Origin of the sequence: Arthrobacter sp. R4 (assembly GCF_051365025.1) — a bacterium.
In the GTDB taxonomy this organism is placed as follows: Bacteria; Actinomycetota; Actinomycetes; order Actinomycetales; family Micrococcaceae; genus Arthrobacter.
Window position 1 is genome coordinate 55,981 of the sequence record NZ_JBLWIJ010000015.1, and the last position, 16,146, is coordinate 72,126.

Consider the following 16,146-nt stretch of genomic DNA (forward strand, 5'->3'; position numbering starts at 1 on the left):
GCCGCGGCGACCATGATGAAGAGTAGGCGCGGGGAGGCGTGATCCCGGTAGCCCGCCGCGCACGGAGGCGCAGTGGCATGGCACGGACATCGGAGCAGACCCCCTCAGGTTCGCTGGAACCCGACGCGGATTTCCTCGCCGCATACTACGCGCACGTAGCGGCCGAGGACCTGCACAATGACGATCCTGAGACCCTCCGCGCCAGGGCAGCCCACCATCTGGAGCTGGCTTCCCGGCGGCGTCCCGGTGAGGCCGCCGTCGGCATCCGGAACGAACTGGACACCAGCGTCGTGGCGGTGGTCGCCGAAGACCTGCCCTATCTGGTCCAATCCGTCACCGCAGAGCTCACCCGCGAGGACACCCCGATCCACCAACTGGTCCACCCCACCTTCCTGGTGCACCGCGACCCTGCTTCCCATGCACTGCTGGAAGTCCGCCCTGGTCCGGCCCGGGAGGGACTGGAGTCGGACAATGCTGCGCCTTCCGATGGAACGCCCGAGGTCTGGATCGGCATGGAAATTGGTCGGGTGGCCGACGCCGAGGCGGCCCGGGCACTGACGGAACGGCTGCGGGCCGTCGTGGCCGACGTGCGTGCAGTGGCCCATGACGAGGCCGCTATCCATGGCAAGCTGTCCGCAGCAATCGCCGCAGCGGGACAGGCGCCGCCTCATGCTGTTCCGGCGGCCCAGCAGCTCCGCGATCTGCTCCGCTGGCTGGCCGAGGGCAACTTCGTCTTCCTGGGCTACAGCGAATACGGATTGACGACGGCGGGAGGCCTTGACTCGCTCGCCCTCAGGCCAGGCTCGGAGCTGGGGCTGCTGCGCCACCGAAGTCCCTCCACCACACTCGTCCCGGACACCGGCCCCGGTCCCCGGAACGGCGCAGGGGAATCCGGCATGAAGGACCAGCAGGTCTTCGCCTTGGCCACCTCTGATGTTCGCTCCACTGTCCTGCGGGGATCCTACCTGGACGAGGTTCGGGTGAAGGCCTTCGACCAGTCAGGAAAAACCACCGGAGAACAACGGTTCCTGGGCCTCTTCACACCCAGCGCAGAGCACCAGTCCGTCCGGCGGATCCCGGTGATCCGGGAAAAATTGAACGCAGTCAGCGACGCTCTGGGTTCGGCGGCCGAGTCCCCGCAGGGCAAGGAGCTGATTGCCGCTCTGGAAGCGATCCCGCGCGAGGTGCTTTTCCAGATCGACATCCCGGACCTCAGCCGGCTCGCGCGTGAAATCATGCGCGCGGAACAGCTCCGGCAGACACGGCTGTTCCTCCGCCCCGATACACTCGGCAGGTTTGTGCTGGCTCTCGTCTTCTTTCCCCGTAAGCGTTACAACACCGCTGTCCGGCTGCAGATGGAGCGCGAGTTTACTCTCGCCTTCAAGGCCACTTCCATCGAGTTCGAGGTGCGGCTCTCCGAATCGCCCATGGCGCGGATCTTCTTTCGGATCGGAACGGCGGAGCCACGGGCTGACACACGTCCCACGGCAGTCCGCGACGCACCCGCAGGCCAGCCCGGCGTCGACCCTGCCCAACTGGAGCGTGACCTGATCGCTGCCACGCGCTCCTGGGCGGAAGGCCTCGACGAACTCATCCGCGAGCGCTTCCCGGCCGCGGAGGCAGCGGGAATTTCCCGCCTGTGGTCCCACGCGTTTCCGCCGGCATACCGCGCGGACTACCGCTTGGACACCGCGGTCCGGGACATTGCGAACTTCGAAGCATTCGACCTGGACGGAGACGGTGGCCGCCCCTCCGGCGATCCCCTCCTGACGGTGACCCGGTCAACAGCCACCCCGGGAGAGGCAAGGATCCGGCTTTACCTGACACGGCCCCGGAGCCTGACGCAGATCCTGCCGTTCCTGCACAACCTGGGCCTGGAGGTCCTGGACCAGCGTCCATTCGAGATCCGGCGCGGAACGGCCCGCGAGCTGTTCCTGTACGACTTGGGCGTGAAGTATCCGGCGGGCGTAGACCCGGAGGCAACCAGCGACCTGCTGGCGCAGGCTTTTCGCGCCGCAATGCGCGGGGACATCGAGTCCGATGCAATCGATGCCTTGGTCATCAGGGAGGGCGTGGCGTGGCGGCAGGCCGTAATCCTGCGAAGCTACGCGAAGTACCTCCAACAGCTGGGAACCACCAATTCCTACGGCTTCATCGCCGAGACCCTGAAAAACAATGTCCGGGCCACACACGCCCTCCTGGCGCTCTTCCAGGCAAAGTTCGACCCCAACCTGGAACCTGCCGCCCGGTTCCGTGAAACGGCCGCGGCGCGCACGGAGGTCCTGGCAGCCATCGAGGCCGTACCCGTTTTGGATGCCGACAGGCTGCTGCGCACGTTCATGAACCTCGTGGAATCCACGCTGCGCACCAACTACTTCCAGGAGAAAGGGCACCTGAGCTTCAAGCTGACGCCGGCTGCCATCGTCAACGCCCCGTTTCCGCGGCCGAAGTATGAGATCTGGGTTTACTCGCCACGCGTGGAGGGGGTCCATCTCCGCTTCGGCGAGTTGGCCCGCGGCGGGCTGCGGTGGTCCGAAAGGAGTGAGGATTTCCGGACCGAGGTCCTGGGCCTGGTCAAAGCCCAAAACCTGAAGAATTCCGTCATTGTGCCCACCGGGGCCAAGGGCGGCTTCTATCCGAAACGCCTCCCGGATCCCTCCGTTGACCGTATGGGATGGCTGGCGGAAGGAACCGAGTGTTACCGCATTTTCATCCGCGGACTCCTGGACCTTACGGACAACCTCGTGGTGTCACCGGCGGGCGAGAAGATAGTGCCGCCGCCTCGGGTGGTTCGCCATGACGGTGATGACTACTACCTGGTGGTGGCGGCGGACAAGGGTACAGCGGCCTTTTCCGATACGGCGAACTCAGTGGCGCACGAATACGGCTTCTGGCTCGGGGACGCCTTCGCGTCAGGAGGCTCTGTGGGCTATGACCACAAGAAGATGGGCATCACTGCCCGTGGGGCCTGGGAATCCGTCAAGCAGCACTTCCGTGCGTTGGGCATGGATCCACAGGCGCAGGACTTCACCGTGGCGGGCATCGGAGACATGAGCGGGGACGTCTTCGGGAACGGCATGCTGCTCTCACGGCACATCAGGCTGGTAGCAGCGTTTGACCACCGCCACATCTTCCTTGATCCAACGCCCGACGCCGAGACCTCCTTCCGTGAACGCCGGCGGCTCTTCAGCCTGCCGCGCTCATCCTGGGCCGACTACGATCCGTCACTCATCAGCGAGGGCGGCGGAGTCCACCCGCGCAGCGCGAAGGCCATCGGCATCACCGAGCAGGTCCGGGTGTGCCTCGGCCTGCCGGCCGGTACGTCCGAGCTCCCGCCGCATGCCCTGCTCCAGGCCATCCTCCGGGCGCCGGTGGACCTGCTCTACAACGGCGGGATCGGAACCTACGTCAAGGCTTCCTTGGAACGTCACCAGGACGTAGGCGACAAAGCCAACGACCCCCTCAGGATCGACGGCGACCAGGTACGGGCCCGTGTCATCGTGGAGGGCGGCAACCTGGGCATCACCCAGCGTGGCCGGATCGAGGTGGCCCTCGGCGGCACGCTGCTGAACACGGACGCGATCGACAACTCAGCCGGCGTGGACTGTTCGGACCACGAGGTCAACATCAAGATCTTCGTTGACCGAATGATCGCCGCGGGGCGCATGCCGGACACCGAACGCGGCCCGTTCCTGCACTCCCTTACTGACGAAGTGTCCCGGCTGGTACTAACCAACAATGCCGACCAGAACGTGCTGCTGCTCAATGACAGGCACTTGGTGCTTGAGTGGAGTCCCGGGTTCGAACGTGCCATGGACTGGCTGGAGAACGCTTCGGAACTGGACCGCGGACAGGAAGCACTGCCCAGCACGGAGCAGCTTCGCGAACGGCTCCGGTCCGGCAAGGGGCTGACCTCCCCGGAGCTGTCTGTCCTTGCCGGTTACGCGAAGATCGAACTCGCCAAGGAACTCACGTCCAGCGACCTGGCCGATGACCCGTGGTTCCAAGGCACGCTCCGAGGCTACTTCCCCCACCAGCTGGCCGAACGCTTCGACGCCGAGCTGGACTCTCACCCGCTCCGCCGCCAGATCATCTGTACGGTGGTGGCGAACGACATGATCAACCTGGGCGGCATCACCTTTGCGTTCCGGGCAAAAGAGGAAACCACCGCCACCGCAGCGGCGGTGGCGCGGGCCTTCGTGGTGGCGCGCCAGGCGTACGACTTGCCTTGGATCATGGACAACATTGATGCCCTGCCACCGGATTTTCCCAGTGATCAGGCCGCTGAACTCGCCATCCATATGCGCCGCGTCCTTGACCGGGCCACCCGCTGGTATGTGACGCACGACCACCGGGACCAGCGCATCGCCACAGCCCTGGCCCGGATCATGCCTACGCTGGAGCTGCTGCGAACGCGGACGTCGGAGTACCTGCGCGGCTCCGATATCGACCGGGTCCAGGGGCGCCTGGCACACTGGGACAGCCTGGGCCTCCCACGGGAGTTGGGTGTGCGCGCCTCTGATCTCCTGGAGAGCTTCGGCCTGCTTGATATCTCCCTCATATCCGAACAGGTGCACGAGCCGATCCCCATCATCGCTGATCTCTACTACGCGGTCTTCCAAAGGATCGACGCCGCCGGCCTCCTCCTGCGCATCACGGACCTGCCGCGCCAAAGCCGGTGGGAGACACTCGCCCGGGCGGCGCTGCGGGATGACGTCTACTCGGCCGTCGCCGACATGACCATCTCGGTGATGCAATCTAGTCCGACGCCGGGAGCAGGCGGACCCGACGCCGTGGAACGCATCGTGGCCTGGGAGCGTGGACACCAGGAGCAGCTGGCACGGATCAAGGACACCTTCGCCGAAGTGACCGGCCCGGGCCAGGTGGACATCGCGTCAATCTCAGTAGCGCTCAAGCTCCTGCGGACGCTCGTGCGGCAGTAGGCCCGCCGCGTTTGTCCCGTCGGGGCGCGCGGGCTGCACCATCGCTGACTGTTCTCTGGGCGCTTACGCGAAGGAAACACCGCGGTAACCGCGGCCTCCTAGGCTTGTCAGGCATAACCCTTCGGCGAAACGAGGCAGCCATGCAGACCAATCCCCGACTCAACATCAGGCAGGTCACCTGGTCGAACCCCGTGGGTGCCGACCTGCGCCGGGCCCAGCAGGCGGAACTGGACGCCCGCTTTGGCACCCCTGACCACGAACCCGGCACGCCGCCGTCGTCCGCGGACTGCGCCGTGTTCCTGGTGGCCTACGACAAAGGCTCCGGGCAGCCCGTGGGCTGCGGTGGCCTGAGGCTGCTGGATTCCACGACGGCGGAGATCAAACGGCTGTACGTCCTCCCGTACACGCGGGGTTCGGGAGTGGCCAGCTCCATCCTTGCTGCCCTTGAGGCCGAGGCATACAAGCAGGGGATCACCCGGATCAAGGCCGAGGCCGGATCGGCACAGCCGGATGGGCGGAATTTCTACGAAAACTCCGGCTTCGAAAGCGTTCCCAACTTCGGCCCGTACATCGGAGTGGCGCACTCTTACTGCTACGCGAAATCCATCAACTCGCGCAGCGCCGCCCACACGGCCATGGCCTGAACGGAAACTGGGCCGTCCGCTAACCTCGCTGATCATGCGCCACAGCATCCCCACCGAGACCCCCGCCCAGGACTGACGACGGCGGCACGCACCGCCGTGGGCATGCCGCCCAGCGTTCACCGCACGTTTACGCACCGTGCCCTGAACGTTTTATCGGGTCCTCCAGACTCATCAGCCGAGCTGTTTATCGAATCGATAGCTATAACAGCCTGAAATTGGCGCGTCCGGCGATAGGCTGGCCGGACATGCTCCGCTGACAGTCCAGAAATGAGTCCTGATCGTGCGTAAATTGCAGACATTGGTTGCCGCCGCAGTCGCCGTCACCCTTCTCGCCGGATGCGGAGGCGGTACAGCGTCGCCCGCCGCCTCAGGGGCGGCGTCCACCTCCCCGGCGGCCGGTTCCGGCGAAACCCTCGTGATCTACACCAACTCAAACGGCGAAGGCCGCGGCGAGTGGGTGACCGCCAAAGCCGCGGAGGCCGGCTTCAAAATCGAGATTGTAGGCGCCGGTGGCGCCGATGCTACGAACAAGTTGATCGCGGAAAAGAACAATCCCATTGCCGACGTAGCCTACGGCCTGAACAACATGTACTTTGCCCAGATCAAGGACGAAGGCGCGCTTGAGCCCTATGAGCCCTCATGGGCGGGCGAGGTTGACACGGCCCTGGGCGACAGCGGGGACGGGAAGGCTTACTGGCCCCTGGTCAAGCAGGCCATCCTGCTCGGTTACAACTCAGACAAAATCAGCGCCGGCGATGCTCCGAAGGACTGGACAGATCTCTGGACCAAAGACGCACTCAAGGAACGCTATGAGCGCGTGACCGGGCTCGGTACTGCCACCGCGCAGCTTGTCTTTGCCGGCATCCTCACCCGCTACAAGGACGACTCCGGAGACCTCGGCGTTTCGGATGAAGGTTGGAAGCAGGTGGAGCAGTACTTCCAGAACGGCAGCCCCGCCGTGGCCAAGACCGACCTGTTTGCCCGGATTGCCTCGGGCGAGGTGGACCTGGGACAGATGCCGTCGTCGATCATCGCCGAACGGGAGAAGTCCTTCAAGGTCAACGTCGAAACTGTGGCGCCCTCCGTGGGCGTACCCCTGGCAGTGGAACAGATAGCACTGGTGAAGGGGACCGACAAGAAGGAACAGGCGCAGAAGTTCATTGACTGGTTCGGCAGCGCCGAAGTCCAAAGCGCGTTTGCCCAGCAGTTCAACTCCATGCCGGTGAACACCAGCGCCGCCTCGAAAGCGAATCCTGAGGTGGTGGAGTTCTTCGCCGACGTGAAGCAGCAGGACATCGACTGGGATTTCGTGCAGGAGAACATGGGCGCCTGGGTGGAGAAGATCGAGCTCGAGTACATGACGTAGCCGCCCCCTATCCGCACCCACAGTCCCACCAGACAGGTTTCCCATGATCCGCTTGGACAACATCGAAGTTTCCTTCGGCGACTTCACAGCTATCCCAGACCTGAACCTCCACGTCAGGCCAGGGGAATTCTTCACGCTGCTGGGCCCCTCCGGCTGCGGAAAAACGACGGCGTTGCGCACCTTGGCAGGGTTCATCGAGCCCTCCAGGGGAACCGTCCACGTGGATGGGAAAAACGTCACCCGGCTGGCCAGCGACAAACGCCAGGTGGGCATGGTCTTCCAGAACTATGCCCTGTTCCCCAGCATGAGCGTATGGGAGAACATCGCATTCGGACTTCGGGTCCGGAAGGAAAAATCCGCCGACACTGACCGCCTGGTGCGCGATATTGCGCGCCGGGTGGAGCTCAGCGAAGACCAGCTGGGCAAGAACGTGGCCGAGCTGTCGGGAGGTCAGCAGCAACGTGTGGCCGTGGCCCGCGCACTGGTTCTGCGGCCCAAGATCCTGCTGTTGGACGAGCCGCTGTCCAACCTGGACGCCAAGCTGCGGAACCAGCTCCGGCAGCAGCTCAAAGACCTGCAAAGCGAGTTCGGCATCACCACCGTCTACGTCACCCACGACCAGGATGAGGCCCTGGCAATGAGCGACCGCGTGGCCGTGTTCAACAAGGGAGTGGTTGAGCAGGTGGGCACCCCGAAGGACATCTACGACCAGTCAGCCACTGAGTTTGTCTGCAACTTCATCGGTGATAGCTCCCCGCTGACCCCGGAGTTCGTGGCGGAGCTGAACCGGCTCTCCGGCGCCGGCCTGGACCCTGACGCCAATTCCTACCTGCGGGTGGAAAAGGCGTCACTGACACCGCCGGCGGACGGAGGCACCGCCGTCGGGCTGTCCGGAACAGTCGTATCTCGTACCTACCACGGCCTGCACAGCCGCTATGTGGTGCGGAGCCGCGGCGCGGACATCCGGCTGTTGGTCAAGGAAGACGGCGGTGCCCACCCCGAAGCCGGCGCCGAAGCCACAGTGTACGTCCAGCCGGCCCACGTGCTGCAGTACCATCCGGGCACCGGAGCCGCCCTGGCCAAGCAGGACCAGGCAGTGGCCCTGCCATGAACCGCGGTCCCGCTAAAATCGGCGGTACGAAGGGCGGCAGGAACGGCGGCTCTGCCAGGAGCATGCTCCGGTCCCCCTTCGTCCTGATGGTCGGCGCAGTGCTCACCTGGTTTATCGCAGCGTTCCTGGTCTGGCCCAACCTAAACGTCCTGATTGCAACGTTCTTCCCGGACGGCAGCTTCTCGGGGCGGGCGGCCGAGAAGCTGTTCTCCTCGCAGCGCGCCATGAAGTCACTGGGCAACAGCTTCCTGCTGGCACTGGCCCTGTCCATCACGGTGAACGCCGTGGGAATCTTCATTGTGCTGGTCACGCACTACTTCAAGATCCGCGGCTCCCGTATCCTTTTCCTCGGCTACGCCACCACCTTCATCTACGGCGGCATCGTGCTGGCCGCTGGCTATAAGTTCATCTATGGCGACAAAGGCATTGTCACTTCCCTGCTGCTCACGGTCTTCCCCGGAATGGACCCGGCATGGTTCTCCGGCTTCTTTGCTGTCCTTGTGGTGATGACCTTCGCCACCACCACCAACCACATGCTGTTCGTGGGCAATGCGCTCAAGGGCGTTGACTACCAGACCATCGAGGCGGCAAGGAACCTGGGGGCGTCCACGTGGACCATCCTGCGCCGTGTGGTGCTGCCCATGCTCAAACCCACGCTGTTCGCCGTCACCATCCTGTCCTTCCTGACTGGCCTGGGCGCACTCAGCGCTCCGCAGGTGCTGGGGGGCCGGGAGTTCCAGACCATCACGCCGATGATCCTGACGTTCGCCAACAGCCCCACCTCCCGTGACCTGGCTGCGCTGCTGGCCGTCATCCTGGGCGTTTCCACCATCCTGATGCTCGCGGTCATGTCCCGGCTGGAGAAGCGCGGCACGTACTACTCACTGTCCAAAGTGTCCTCGGCCCTGCAGAAGCAGCGAATCACCAGCCCTGTTGCCAACGCTGCCGTGCACGCCATCGCCTACCTGCTTTTTGCCTTGTACACCTTGCCCGTGGTGCTCATCGTGTTGTATTCCTTTGCCGACGGCGCCGCGATCCAGACCGGCAAGATCTCCCCGGGCAGCCTGACCCTGGACAACTACGTACGGGTCCTCACGCAGGAGTCTGGCCTGCGTCCTTTTATCGTCAGCGTCGTTTACAGTGGGCTGGCCACCCTGATAGCGGTGGGCGGCCTGCTGTTCGTGGCCCGGCTGCTGCAGAAGTACAAGAATTGGGTCGCGTCCGTTTTCGAATACTTGCTGCACATTCCCTGGATCCTGCCGTCCGCCCTGCTCGCCCTCGGACTCATCATCAGCTACGACCACCCGAATCCGCTCGTGGGCGGGGCCGTGCTGACAGGAACCACGGTGATCCTCCTGATCGCGTTCGTGACTGTGAAGATCCCGTTCACCCTCCGTATGCTCAAAGCCTCGTTCGCGTCGGTCAACTCCTCGATGGAGGAAGCCGCAGCCATCATGGGAGCCAAAACGCTGTATGTGTTCCGCCGGATCCTGCTGCCCATTGTCCTTCCGGCTGCTGCAGCCATCGCGGCTTTGAACTTCAACAGCATGCTGGATGACTATGACACCGCGATCTTCCTGGCGCACCCACTGGTCCAGCCGCTGGGGCTGGTGATCAAGGCCAATACCGACGGTGCAGAAGGAGTTGAGGGCGTGGCGAACACGTTCGTCTACACCGTGCTGCTGATGATCATCACGGGGCTCACCATGTACCTCGTCTACGGCCGCTCCAGCCGCCGCGGTGCAGGGCGCAAAAGGAACGTCCCGGGGGCTGCTCCAGATGCGGCCACGTCACCTGGCCTGGTGGCGGCCGGCGCAGAACCAGCCGCCCCCGTCCGCTGATCAGGTGGGGGAACCAGTAACGACGGCGGCGCGCGCCTTCGGGCGCCGGGCCAGCGTCAGCAGCCGGTCGCGCAGGGGCTGGGCGGCTTCCGTCAGCGCCACGCGCATCAGCGCGGACGATGCCAGGCCCAGGGCTTGAGTGCGGAGCCGGCGCTGGCGATCGTATGACCTCAGTGCCTCGTCAGCAGGAAGGACATTCAAAAGTTCCGCCAGTGTGACTGCATCGACTAATGCTTCGCAGGCTCCCCTGCCGAGGTTGGGCGTCATGGCATGGGCTGCATCGCCGATCAGCACAACCCGGCCGCGGACGAAGGACCGCAACCGCGGCGTGGTCCAGATCCCCTGGGCAAGCGAACGCTCCGGAGTGGCTTGGGCAAGGACGTCGCGGATGGCACCCGCGTGCCCGGCGTAGCGGATCCGTGCCTGCTCAAGGGCTGAGGCGACGTCGATTCCCTCCACCCCAAGGTCGGAGCGATAGCTCGCGTACCAGTTGGTGCCGGCGGCTGCAGCGGCGATGCCAAAAAGATCTCCGCGCCCCCAGTACTCGCCAACGTGTTCCGGGTGGACAGGAACCGGAAGCGTACCCCGGACGGCAAGGTACGGAGTGGGCCGGGCTGCGGTCCTCTCCCCCCAGATGCCGCGACGCACCGCGCTGTGTACGCCATCGGCCCCTACCACCAGGCCGGCCCCGGACGGGACCGCGTGGAAGCGGCCCGTGATCCGGCGGACAGTGTCCGGCACGGCAGCGTCCAGCAGGCGCAGCAGGTCCACCCTCGAAATGCCGAACATTTGGCCGCCGTTCACGGTAACCCAGGGCACGCCCGCGGCATTGCGGATGGATCCGCTTCCAATCACCGGGCTCACGGTGCGGGCCTCAGCCAGGACACCCACTTTTTCCAGGGCACGTTGCGCGTTGGGCCACATGGCCAGCACTGTCCCAACCGCGGGCAACTCCGGCCGCTTCTCTGTGACCGTCACATCGAAACGGTCCTGGTCCAGGCAGGCAGCCAGTGCCAGCCCGGCAATTCCTCCGCCAACAATCGAGATTGTTTCCATGCGTGCGATCCTACTACTTTTGTAGTGATGCGGAAGGGGTCAATTACACTGGGCCCATGCCTGACCGCCGCACGGAACTTATGGACGCCGCCTTGAGGGTAGTGGCGGACAAAGGAATGAAGGGCCTCACCCACCGGGCCGTTGACGCGGCGGCGCAGCTGGCCGAAGGGACCACCTCCAATTACTACCGGAACCGGGCTGCCTTAGTGGAGGCCGTTCTGGACCGCCTGGAGCAGCTGGACGTCGCACTCCTGCAGGACCAAGGGCAGGCCGGCCCGCCCGGGAACATTGAGGAGCTGGCCCGTCAACTGGCCGCCCTGGTGCTGGCGCTGGCAGGAGAGCACGCCGCCCTCACGCGTGCCCGATTGGCGCTTTCCCTGGACAAACCCGAGGCGGTGACCGCCGGCCATTTCCGGCTGGTGGGCGGGCTGGAGCAGGCGCTGACCGCCTTAGGGGTGGCTGACGCAGCCGCGCGGGCTCGGGACGTGGCGGATTACGGCGACGGCGTGCTGCTCCACATGCTCACCGTCAGGCAAGGCGAGCATCCGGACGTTGCAGCCATTGCCGCTCCAATCCGCAGGCTGCTGGCGCCCTGACGCCCTTGCCTGATTCCGCACGTCGGAGCCAGGCCCGCACAACCGGCGTCAGCCCCGCCGTCGTACTTCAATTTCACGGCAGCCTATGTCACGGCATCCTAGGAAACGGCGCCGGGCCAGCCAGTGTAGGCCTCGGCCAGGTAGGCCATGCCGTGCCGGGAGGAGACCACGGAGTTCAGTTCGCCGAGCTGGCGGGCGCGGGTGAAGTCATCCGCGTCCACCGGCGTGTGGAGCATGGTGGTCATCCAGTAGGAGAACTGCTGGGCCTTCCACACGCGCTCCAGTGCCCGGTCACTGAAAGTGTCCAGCAGGTGCGTGGAGCCCGAGTTGTAGTAGCTGTCCAGTCCTTCGAAGAGGACCTTGACGTCATGGATGGCCAGATTCAGGCCCTTGGCGCCGGTGGGCGGGACGGTGTGCGCTGCATCGCCGGCCAGGAAAAGGTTGCCGTGGCGCATGGGGGTGTGCACAAAGCTGCGGAACGGCAGGACCATCTTGTCGATGACAGGGCCTTCCTTGAGTTCAAAGCCGTTGCCGTTGACCCGGCTGCGGAACTCGGCCCAGATCCGGTCGTCGTCCCAGTCAGCCACGTTCTCGCGGGGATCGCACTGGAAGTACATCCGCTGCACGGTTTCGGTGCGCTGGCTGATCAGGGCGAAGCCGTTGGCGGAGTTGGCATAGATCAGCTCGTCCGCGCTGTGCGGAGCTTCGGCGAGGATGCCGAACCAGGCGAAAGGGTACTCGTGGAAATACCACTTCCGGTTGGCCTCCGGGATCTGGAAGCGGCAGTGGCTGCGGGAACCGTCCGCGCCCACCACGTAGTCCGCCTGGACCTCGTACTCCACACCGGCGGCGTCGGTGAACCACACCTTCGGCTTGCCTTCGAGGTCGTGCACGGTGGTGTCCGTGACGCTGTAGCGGACGTCGCCGCCGTCGGCCTTCCGTCGTGCTGCGAGGTCCAGGAAGACGTCCGTCTGCGGGTAGAGCCACACGGACTCCCCCACAAGGTCCTTGAAGTCGACACGGTGGCTTTCGCCGTTGAACCGCAGTTCGATGCCGTCATGCCGGTCCCCGTCACGCAGCACCCGGTCCGAGACTCCGCTGTCCACGAGCAGGTTGACGGTGCCGTGCTCCAGGATGCCGGCGCGGACGGTTTCGGAGATGACCTTGTGGCTGCGGACTTCGACCACGGTGGAATCGATCCCGGCGTTGGCCAGGAGGTGGGAGAGCATCAGGCCGGCCGGGCCGGCGCCCATGATGGCCACCTGGGTGGTGATGATTTTGCGTGGTGCCATGGCTGTTTCTCGCTTCGTTGCGGGGGCTCGTGCTGGAAGAACTGCGTAGGACGTCTGGGCTACAGTGTGCAGCAGGAAGCCTGACCCGCGTAACGCGTATTCCATTCAACGGAAGTCAAAAATCAGCTACCGGCCTCGCCCAGTCGCCGGGCGATTCCCCGCGCGGCAGTCTGCAGCGCGGGAACCAGGGCCTGCAGGCGCATCTCCCGGAGCGGAACCACGACGCCGAGCGCTGCCACCGCGCGCTGCCTCGCGTCCAGGACGGGAACGGCAATGCCCCAGGTGTCCGGATCCACGACGCCGGCGAGCTGCGCAAAGCCCTGCAAGGCCGTTTCGCTGAGCAGGCCGCGCACCGCATCCCGCGTTACCTTCCCGGAGGGGTCAGCGAACTGCTCGAGGTACTCAGCCTGCAGCGCCTTCCCCTGGTGCGCCATCAGCGCGAGCCCGGCTGAGGAAACGTGGACGGGCATCCGTCCGGCCACTTTGGCCCGGTTGGCCACGGAACCGCGGTGGGACAGCCGTTCCACGAAGAGGGCCTCCCAGTGGTCCAGGACCGCCAGGTTCACGTTCTGGTTCAGGACCTGCTGGATGTCCTCCATGAACGGCATGGCGGCCTGCCGCAGCGCCAAGGTAGGCGAATTACGGTTCACCAGTTCCCACAGACGCAGCCCCAGCCGGACGGTTCCACCGGCGCCGGTCTCAAGCAGGCCGTGCGCTGCCAACTGCCGGACCAGCCGATGCGCCGTAGTGAGGGGAAGCTCCGCCCGGGCGGCCAAGTCCGAAAGCTGGAGGCTGCTGACGCCTTCAGGGAACGCTGAAATGACCCTCACCACACGATCCACCACAGAGTCCCCGGAGACTGAATTGGCCATGATTCATCGCTTCCATTGAATGGGGTGACTTTGTCCCAGAATACCCCGCCGCCTGACTCAGCCAGCAGCCGGCGCGTGCGCACCCAGCCACGTGCCGCCGTCGGACAGTCAGTGGAAGTCGGACAGTCAGTGGAAGCTGCCGGGACTGCCCGTAAATGCTATGTTGCGGAGCGTTCCCACGATCGGAACGGCGGGGCAACACCCCCGAAACAGCACCACGTGATCCTTGGAACATGAAGCCCACCGCAAGCAGCCCTGCCGCGGCTGATTTGAGCTGCGAAGTCTGCGGCCTGATGCCCGAACCCACCAAAACCCGGCTCACGGTGGCGAATGTCGCCGTCATGCTTCCTATTGAGCTTCTGGTCCACGCCCTGGTGGTGGGGACCCATCTCCCTTACCTGGCCAAGGTGCTGGTACTCACCCTCACGGCCACCATCCTGGTGATCTGGGTGGCCGAGCCGTCCGCGGCCCGCGTCCTGCGCGGCTGGCTGCATGCACCAGCCCTGCGCCACCGCCGTCAGCTGGGAAAGGCACCGTCGCTGTGGCGGGCCCGCACGGTACTCCAAGACCAGCCGGGTTCGCTCCAGAAAATCACCAAGGCCCTGGCCCGCCTGGAGACCAACATCCTGAGCATCCACGTCCACCCTGTGGCCGGCGGAGTCCTGGACGAGTTTGTGCTCTCCGCCCCCGGAAACCTCAGCGAACGGGACCTGCTGGATGCGCTGTACGACGGCGGCGGCACCCGCTCCCATGTGTGGCCCACCACGGCACTGGCCATGGCGGACGGCCAGACCAGGGCGCTGAGCCTGGCGGCCAGGATCGCAGATGCCCCGGACGAACTGCCGCTGGCCGTGGCCGAACTCCTGCGCGCACGCATCCTCACGCCGTCGGAGGCTGTTCTGGAAAAGCACGACGCCGGAACGCGGCTGAAGATCCCTACCGCCTGGCACGGACCCCTCACGTTCGTCCGTCCCGGCGAACCGTTCACGCCCGCTGAGTCTGCCCGCGCGCACCGACTCGCGGAGCTCGCAGAGATCCTGGCGCACCGGCCCGCCGCTGCCAGCCCCCTCATCTAGGTAGCAGCAGATGTCGTTATGGAGCCTCAAAACGACATCTGCTGCTACCTAGTTGGGTTACATCCGGAGGGTGAGGGCGGAGGGCTCCAGGGTCATGAGGACATGCTTGCCGTCACCCTCGTGGTCGCCGTCGAGTTGGTAGTCGTCGTTATGTTCCAGGGTGATCTCCACGGTTTTACCTTGGAAGTACTCCACTGAGGTGTCCCGGCCCTTCCCCTTGCCGATCATGCCCGCGATCACGGAGAACCAGCCGAGCTTCCCCCGCGGTGCCAGGACCACCACATCGAGGAGGCCGTCGTCTACCTTGGCATCGGGGAAGATCTCCAGCCCGCCCTGGACCTTGCCGCAGTTGCCCACCATGACGCTGCGGACCCGGCGGTGCACCACATCCTTGCCGTCGACAACGATGGTGGCCTTGACCGGCTTGCCCGGCAGGTTCCGGATGCCGGCATCCACGTAGGCCAGCCAGCCCACCTTGTCCTTGAGGTCCTCGTTGGTGTCGGCCATGATCGTGGCGTCGTAGCCCACGCCGGCCATCACCAGGAACAGCTGCTCCTTGTCGGGGTTGTTCCGGCGGGCGCGGACGACGTCGATCTTCCGCTCCGTTCCCGCCAAGGCCCCGGCCATGGCGCCGTCAAAGTCGGTGACGTCCATGCCCAGGTTGCGGGCCAGGAGGTTGCCCGTGCCGAACGGAAGCAGTCCCATGGGCACGTCACCGCCGGCAAGGACTTCGGCCACACATCGCACGGTGCCATCGCCACCTGCGGCAATAACGATGGCGGCGCCCTGCTCAAGCGCTTCCTTTGCCTGGCCGACGCCTGGGTCCTCCTTGGTGGTCTCCAACCAAATGGGTTCGCCCCAGCCGTTCTCAGAACAGTGCTTTGCCGCGAGGGCACGCACGTCAACGTCCACCGGCTTGGCAGGATTGACGATGATGGCCGCGCGCTTAAGGGCTGGGGAGCTGTTGCCTGTCATGGTGTCCTTCGATGACGTTGGATGGGCGTTAATAGAAAGCGTACTTCCTAAGTCTGGATTTCCTGAGCCCTGGCTTCGTGGTTCCGGGCGTTGATCCGGGCCGACCGCACGATGGTGAAGACGCCGAGAGCATCAACCACGGCGATGACGGCGATCATCCAGTACAGGCCCTGCCCCGCCACCAGGACCATGCCGATCACACCGGTGACAACTGTCATGATGACGGGCAGAAGCCAAACGGGGCGGGCAGTCCGGGGTGCTTCTTCGGGCGTGGTCTTCGGGTAGCTCATGGGTGAGTCTCCTCGTGGAAGCGTCGGGGTGGAATCGCCAGCGTGTGATGTGCCAGGCCGGTAAGTGTCAGGGTCGATCCTATG

The 16,146-nt window shown here is 65.0% G+C and carries 12 protein-coding genes; 7 read left to right on the forward strand and 5 right to left on the reverse strand.

Features of this window, described 5'->3' with window-relative positions; all coding sequences use genetic code 11:
- Positions 1–77 precede the first annotated feature (77 nt).
- From ACLKOZ_RS10300 to ACLKOZ_RS10320, 5 genes are all read left to right on the forward strand, one after another.
- Positions 78–4,943 (forward strand): NAD-glutamate dehydrogenase, encoded by a 4,866-nt coding sequence (locus tag ACLKOZ_RS10300; protein WP_436474867.1) that lies wholly within the window; start codon positions 78–80, stop codon positions 4,941–4,943.
- A 140-nt stretch (positions 4,944–5,083) separates the two neighbouring features.
- Complete coding sequence (locus ACLKOZ_RS10305; RefSeq protein ID WP_337348668.1) at positions 5,084–5,587, forward strand: GNAT family N-acetyltransferase; 504 nt, start codon at positions 5,084–5,086, stop codon at positions 5,585–5,587.
- 280 nt (positions 5,588–5,867) lie between these two features.
- The gene (locus ACLKOZ_RS10310) at positions 5,868–6,953 is read left to right on the forward strand and encodes an extracellular solute-binding protein (RefSeq protein WP_436474869.1); all 1,086 of its coding nucleotides are present in this window, start codon (positions 5,868–5,870) and stop codon (positions 6,951–6,953) included.
- Between the two features lie 43 nt (positions 6,954–6,996).
- A complete protein-coding gene (locus ACLKOZ_RS10315) occupies positions 6,997–8,064 on the forward strand; it encodes an ABC transporter ATP-binding protein (protein ID WP_337348666.1) in 1,068 nt (355 codons plus the stop codon).
- Positions 8,061–9,905 (forward strand): ABC transporter permease, encoded by a 1,845-nt coding sequence (locus ACLKOZ_RS10320; RefSeq protein WP_436474872.1) that lies wholly within the window; start codon positions 8,061–8,063, stop codon positions 9,903–9,905. The genes ACLKOZ_RS10315 and ACLKOZ_RS10320 overlap by 4 nt, the downstream gene beginning before the upstream one ends.
- On the opposite strand, the gene ACLKOZ_RS10325 is transcribed toward ACLKOZ_RS10320, so the two are convergent.
- A complete protein-coding gene (locus ACLKOZ_RS10325) occupies positions 9,906–10,961 on the reverse strand; it encodes an FAD-dependent monooxygenase (RefSeq protein ID WP_436474874.1) in 1,056 nt (351 codons plus the stop codon).
- Between the two features lie 56 nt (positions 10,962–11,017).
- Here ACLKOZ_RS10325 and ACLKOZ_RS10330 point away from each other — a divergent pair, with 56 nt between their 5' ends.
- The gene (locus ACLKOZ_RS10330) at positions 11,018–11,557 is read left to right on the forward strand and encodes a TetR/AcrR family transcriptional regulator (RefSeq protein WP_436474876.1); all 540 of its coding nucleotides are present in this window, start codon (positions 11,018–11,020) and stop codon (positions 11,555–11,557) included.
- A gap of 98 nt (positions 11,558–11,655) precedes the next feature.
- Here the strand turns inward: ACLKOZ_RS10330 and ACLKOZ_RS10335 are convergent, their stop codons facing one another.
- Complete coding sequence (locus ACLKOZ_RS10335; protein ID WP_436474878.1) at positions 11,656–12,849, reverse strand: 4-hydroxybenzoate 3-monooxygenase; 1,194 nt, start codon at positions 12,847–12,849, stop codon at positions 11,656–11,658.
- 122 nt (positions 12,850–12,971) lie between these two features.
- Positions 12,972–13,721 (reverse strand): IclR family transcriptional regulator, encoded by a 750-nt coding sequence (locus ACLKOZ_RS10340; protein WP_376047455.1) that lies wholly within the window; start codon positions 13,719–13,721, stop codon positions 12,972–12,974.
- Positions 13,722–13,954: 233 nt separating this feature from the next.
- Between ACLKOZ_RS10340 and ACLKOZ_RS10345 the strand changes: the two genes are divergently transcribed.
- Positions 13,955–14,797, forward strand: coding sequence for an amino acid-binding protein (locus ACLKOZ_RS10345; RefSeq protein WP_436474880.1), 843 nt, complete (start codon positions 13,955–13,957; stop codon positions 14,795–14,797).
- A gap of 57 nt (positions 14,798–14,854) precedes the next feature.
- Here ACLKOZ_RS10345 and ACLKOZ_RS10350 read toward each other — a convergent pair whose 3' ends face one another.
- Positions 14,855–15,772: a diacylglycerol/lipid kinase family protein gene (locus tag ACLKOZ_RS10350; protein WP_337348659.1), complete on the reverse strand. Its 918-nt coding sequence runs from the start codon at positions 15,770–15,772 to the stop codon at positions 14,855–14,857.
- Positions 15,773–15,819: 47 nt separating this feature from the next.
- Positions 15,820–16,062 (reverse strand): hypothetical protein, encoded by a 243-nt coding sequence (locus ACLKOZ_RS10355; RefSeq protein ID WP_436474882.1) that lies wholly within the window; start codon positions 16,060–16,062, stop codon positions 15,820–15,822.
- Between the last annotated feature and the right edge of the window lie 84 nt (positions 16,063–16,146).

Excerpts from the sequence above, each read along its gene's own strand:
- ACLKOZ_RS10315 (WP_337348666.1), top strand. The coding sequence starts at position 6,997 with ATGATCCGCTTGGACAACATCGAAGTTTCCTTCGGCGACTTCACAGCT.
- ACLKOZ_RS10320 (WP_436474872.1), top strand. The coding sequence starts at position 8,061 with ATGAACCGCGGTCCCGCTAAAATCGGCGGTACGAAGGGCGGCAGGAAC.
- ACLKOZ_RS10340 (WP_376047455.1), bottom strand. The coding sequence starts at position 13,721 with ATGGCCAATTCAGTCTCCGGGGACTCTGTGGTGGATCGTGTGGTGAGG.
- ACLKOZ_RS10355 (WP_436474882.1), bottom strand. The coding sequence starts at position 16,062 with ATGAGCTACCCGAAGACCACGCCCGAAGAAGCACCCCGGACTGCCCGC.
- ACLKOZ_RS10300 (WP_436474867.1), top strand. The coding sequence starts at position 78 with ATGGCACGGACATCGGAGCAGACCCCCTCAGGTTCGCTGGAACCCGAC.
- ACLKOZ_RS10335 (WP_436474878.1), bottom strand. The coding sequence starts at position 12,849 with ATGGCACCACGCAAAATCATCACCACCCAGGTGGCCATCATGGGCGCC.
- ACLKOZ_RS10330 (WP_436474876.1), top strand. The coding sequence starts at position 11,018 with ATGCCTGACCGCCGCACGGAACTTATGGACGCCGCCTTGAGGGTAGTG.
- ACLKOZ_RS10305 (WP_337348668.1), top strand. The coding sequence starts at position 5,084 with ATGCAGACCAATCCCCGACTCAACATCAGGCAGGTCACCTGGTCGAAC.
- ACLKOZ_RS10350 (WP_337348659.1), bottom strand. The coding sequence starts at position 15,772 with ATGACAGGCAACAGCTCCCCAGCCCTTAAGCGCGCGGCCATCATCGTC.
- ACLKOZ_RS10345 (WP_436474880.1), top strand. The coding sequence starts at position 13,955 with ATGAAGCCCACCGCAAGCAGCCCTGCCGCGGCTGATTTGAGCTGCGAA.
- ACLKOZ_RS10325 (WP_436474874.1), bottom strand. The coding sequence starts at position 10,961 with ATGGAAACAATCTCGATTGTTGGCGGAGGAATTGCCGGGCTGGCACTG.